Here is a 4,148-nt window from a genome sequence, read left to right on the forward strand (position 1 = left end):
GGGATCTTGAAAGATTTGCTGTGACAACGAGTAGCACTCGGGTCCACTAGTCGGTTCGAAACAATTCTGGCGAAGGTTGTCCCGCTAGAGGTTCCGCTTGCGGGCCTATCTGAGCCGTCACTCCGGGCTGTGAAATGGGCGCCACCTTTGTACCCCTGGCCGCACCCCGCGGACAGGGGGTACTGTCGATCTGGCTCATCAATGCAAGCGGCGGGTAGATAGCGGAGCGGCTTGGGTTGATTTCGAAATCAGACAAGATCCTGTGCGGAGACAGTTCGCCTATGAGAAGCGAAGATGCTTCGTTTATCCGAGCGTGCCCAAGCCGACCGCCAAAACTAAAGCCGCAAGGCTCGCCAGAAGAACCCATTTTGGCTTGCGCAGCCCTTTGAGGGAATACTGACCAACCGCCAAAGCCAGGAATGCGCTAGCTACCACCAGCAGAGCGAAAATGGCCCAGGCGTTCGGCTGATTCAGTCGAACCGACATGGTCAGATAGAACCAAACGGCAACGGCAAGAACTCCCCGTTGAGGTAATGCCACCGATACTCTTGCTCGAATGCGTTCAGCCAAGGCGGACCCCCTCCTGTTTGCTGGTGGCGCCCAACTGCGGACCCCGTGCCGGTTGTCGAAAGTATAGCCACGGCAATTGGCCGAGCGACAGGCTTATGCTGCTGTCTTCACTTCGGATGGCGACCAGCAGCCTAGATCTGTCCCGTAGACCGGTTCCCCCTTCAGGCAGCAAAATATTACAACTAGCGTGCCGTCGAAGTAACGCGCCCATTGGCCAGGAAGGTTGTCATTGAAAGTGCGGCTAGAAGCAAAGCAAGTGCGAGAAAGTATGGGAACGGCCCCCACGCGTTGATTTCCCAGAGGTACCTAGCACCCACAGAGGCTGGCGCCGGAATTATGAGTGCGGAGATCGTGATGAGGATCCAGTGTGACCTACGTTTCCTGAGCAGTAGATTGGCAGCTACGGCACACAGAATAAGCATCACACCGCCTGCTGCCGCAACAAGAACCGGGCCGATCATACTCGAACCCCTGTAGGGTGCGTTCGAGGTGATGGCAACGATTCCGCCTCTCACGCCCCCTGCCACGGCCAGGGCGTAGGCCGAGCAACAAATAATGAGCATGACGATAGCCACCTTGGGATTGCTGAGGAGTCTCATCCGAAGAAACTACCACCGTTCGAAAATGGCCGTCCGCATTCATGGGGCCTGTTCGTTGCTTAAACTAATTGACCTCGCTCTGGTTGGTCTAGTTGGGTCAGCAACGGAGAAACCCAGTCCAGCAATGGGCATACGGGCGCGCCGTGGCTGAGTCAGTTAGATCGGCAATATGGCGTGTGACTGGTAGACACCAATCCGCAATCGACAAATTTGTTAGGGCCGCCGGCCGTCCCGCAGACCGTTCCGCCTACGGGACCGCGGCGATGCACGAGTGCGGACACGATTTGGCTTGGTTTCGTTGCGCTTCTCCTGATGGCATGTTCTTATGAGGTGTGATTGAATCGGCAGCTCAATATGCGCAGTGGTGTGAAGCGGTTTCGTCCCCTGAACGTTCACGCTTCCTGCTCAGGGCACGAGCAGATACATCAATGTGGTTACAGATCCTGGAACAATATCCACAGTGCCTACGCCAGGTGTCGCGCAATTCGAGCATCTCTCTTCAGGTTCTGGAGCGACTTCGAGCGGTGAGAGACTTCGGCGTGCAGTACAACGTACTGAGTAATGACCTGTGGCGCCAGACCCATCCTGATGACGTGGACCCATTTAAACTGAATCCTAAAGAACGCGTGGAATACGACCTGACAGCAGTTGAGCGGTCCGTGCTCCGTCAGGGCCTCCTCCAATGGGGCGGGCCTGCCTACTGCACCGAGGAACTTTCAATTGCAATGGGGTTTACTTCCGTTGCCGACCTATTCGACGAGGCTGAACGGATTGGGGCAGCCATAGAGGGCTGCCAGCCTCTCCGACATATTGACTGGACGAGGGCGCTACTTGCGACCGAGATTGACTTCATGAGCGACATAGTCGGGGCAGGCCATGACTGGTCTATTGTCACTGGATTTTCTGATGAAGAAACACTCAAAACTATTCGAGAGCTTCAGTATCACCTTGTGGCTGGAGGAGCGGCACTCCGGGCGTTCGGAACGATACCCAAGCGATCGTAGTCGTTCCTGAATTTGTCCCAGTCAGGGTTCCGCTTGCGGGCCTATCTGAGCCGTCACTCCGGGCTGTGAAATGGGCGCCACCTTTGTACCCCTGGCCGCACCCCGCGGACAGGGGGTACTGTCGATCTGGCTCATCAATGCAAGCGGCGGGTAGATAGCGGAGCGGCTTGGGTTGATTTCGAAATCAGACAAGATCCTGTGCGGAGACAGTTCGCCTATGAGAAGCGAAGATGCTTCGTTTATCCGAGCGTGCCCAAGCCGACCGCCAAAACTAAAGCCGCAAGGCTCGCCAGAAGAACCCATTTTGGCTTGCGCAGCCCTTTGAGGGAATACTGACCAACCGCCAAAGCCAGGAATGCGCTAGCTACCACCAGCAGAGCGAAAATGGCCCAGGCGTTCGGCTGATTCAGTCGAACCGACATGGTCAGATAGAACCAAACGGCAACGGCAAGAACTCCCCGTTGAGGTAATGCCACCGATACTCTTGCTCGAATGCGTTCAGCCAAGGCGGACCCCCTCCTGTTTGCTGGTGGCGCCCAACTGCGGACCCCGTGCCGGTTGTCGAAAGTATAGCCACGGCAATTGGCCGAGCGACAGGCTTATGCTGCTGTCTTCACTTCGGATGGCGACCAGCAGCCTAGATCTGTCCCGTAGACCGGTTCCCCCTTCAGGCAGCAAAATATTACAACTAGCGTGCCGTCGAAGTAACGCGCCCATTGGCCAGGAAGGTTGTCATTGAAAGTGCGGCTAGAAGCAAAGCAAGTGCGAGAAAGTATGGGAACGGCCCCCACGCGTTGATTTCCCAGAGGTACCTAGCACCCACAGAGGCTGGCGCCGGAATTATGAGTGCGGAGATCGTGATGAGGATCCAGTGTGACCTACGTTTCCTGAGCAGTAGATTGGCAGCTACGGCACACAGAATAAGCATCACACCGCCTGCTGCCGCAACAAGAACCGGGCCGATCATACTCGAACCCCTGTAGGGTGCGTTCGAGGTGATGGCAACGATTCCGCCTCTCACGCCCCCTGCCACGGCCAGGGCGTAGGCCGAGCAACAAATAATGAGCATGACGATAGCCACCTTGGGATTGCTGAGGAGTCTCATCCGAAGAAACTACCACCGTTCGAAAATGGCCGTCCGCATTCATGGGGCCTGTTCGTTGCTTAAACTAATTGACCTCGCTCTGGTTGGTCTAGTTGGGTCAGCAACGGAGAAACCCAGTCCAGCAATGGGCATACGGGCGCGCCGTGGCTGAGTCAGTTAGATCGGCAATATGGCGTGTGACTGGTAGACACCAATCCGCAATCGACAAATTTGTTAGGGCCGCCGGCCGTCCCGCAGACCGTTCCCCTTGCGGACAGCAGCATCGATCTCGCTGCGACTGTTGAGCTGGGTGGTTCCACGTCCCGGAGCCGGACCGGCTTACGGAACGCTTTTGTCGGCTCGCACGCTGTTTTACACCGGGGTCAACTCAGCGAGCCATTTGTGGCTGCCGTAGCCACTTCTTCGATACTGTTCAGGAGGTCTTGCAATCCAGGCTCTTCGAGGGGGAAGTGGCCGCAGTTGTACAGTAATCGGCTGGTGGTTGGGCCGGGCAACGTTTGTAGAGTGCTCTCGCTGAGTGACACCGGGGTCCATTCGTCGGCCTCAGGGTGCATCAGGTGCACGGGTACGCGTTTCGTGCGTGCTTCGGAGTGCGGATGTTGCATATAGCTGGCGAGGAATCCAAGAGGGACCCACGCACCACCCCCGCGCGCGTCATTCGCGCAAAGCCACCCCAGGCCGGGGTCGCGACCCATTTTTCTGAGATTGGCGATCCAAGAGATTCTGAGCGGGATCTTGGCGAGTGGACCGCAGATCATTCTGAGTAGCGGAACTAAGCCTTGATCCACCGATAAAGTTCGGGGGCTGCTCGGCGTTTTAAACACGAAATGCCCGTCTTCTAGGGGAAAATATGGCTTACCACAGTCAAAT

5 protein-coding genes and 1 pseudogene are annotated in these 4,148 nt (G+C 56.7%); 1 reads left to right on the forward strand and 5 read right to left on the reverse strand.

The genetic code is table 11. The features are described 5' to 3' along the window. Positions 1 to 303: 303 nt before the first annotated feature. A complete protein-coding gene (locus AB0O97_RS20140; RefSeq protein WP_363885041.1) occupies positions 304 to 570 on the reverse strand; it encodes a hypothetical protein in 267 nt (88 codons plus the stop codon). A 182-nt stretch (positions 571 to 752) separates the two neighbouring features. After that, a complete protein-coding gene (locus tag AB0O97_RS20145; protein WP_363885043.1) occupies positions 753 to 1,169 on the reverse strand; it encodes a hypothetical protein in 417 nt (138 codons plus the stop codon). Between the two features lie 332 nt (positions 1,170 to 1,501). Between AB0O97_RS20145 and AB0O97_RS20150 the strand changes: the two genes are divergently transcribed. After that, on the forward strand, positions 1,502 to 2,173 hold the full coding sequence (locus AB0O97_RS20150) for a hypothetical protein (RefSeq protein WP_363885045.1): 672 nt from the start codon (positions 1,502 to 1,504) through the stop codon (positions 2,171 to 2,173). A gap of 239 nt (positions 2,174 to 2,412) precedes the next feature. Here AB0O97_RS20150 and AB0O97_RS20155 read toward each other — a convergent pair whose 3' ends face one another. From AB0O97_RS20155 to AB0O97_RS20165, 3 genes and pseudogenes are all read right to left on the reverse strand, one after another. After that, the gene (locus AB0O97_RS20155) at positions 2,413 to 2,679 is read right to left on the reverse strand and encodes a hypothetical protein (RefSeq protein ID WP_363885041.1); all 267 of its coding nucleotides are present in this window, start codon (positions 2,677 to 2,679) and stop codon (positions 2,413 to 2,415) included. 182 nt (positions 2,680 to 2,861) lie between these two features. Next, on the reverse strand, positions 2,862 to 3,278 hold the full coding sequence (locus tag AB0O97_RS20160; RefSeq protein ID WP_363885043.1) for a hypothetical protein: 417 nt from the start codon (positions 3,276 to 3,278) through the stop codon (positions 2,862 to 2,864). Positions 3,279 to 3,640: 362 nt separating this feature from the next. Continuing rightward, positions 3,641 to 4,148 (reverse strand): annotated as a pseudogene (locus AB0O97_RS20165) (hypothetical protein); the annotation flags it as partial.

Origin of the sequence: Specibacter sp. NPDC078692, assembly GCF_040686835.1 — a bacterium.
Lineage (GTDB): Bacteria > Actinomycetota > Actinomycetes > Actinomycetales > Micrococcaceae > Specibacter.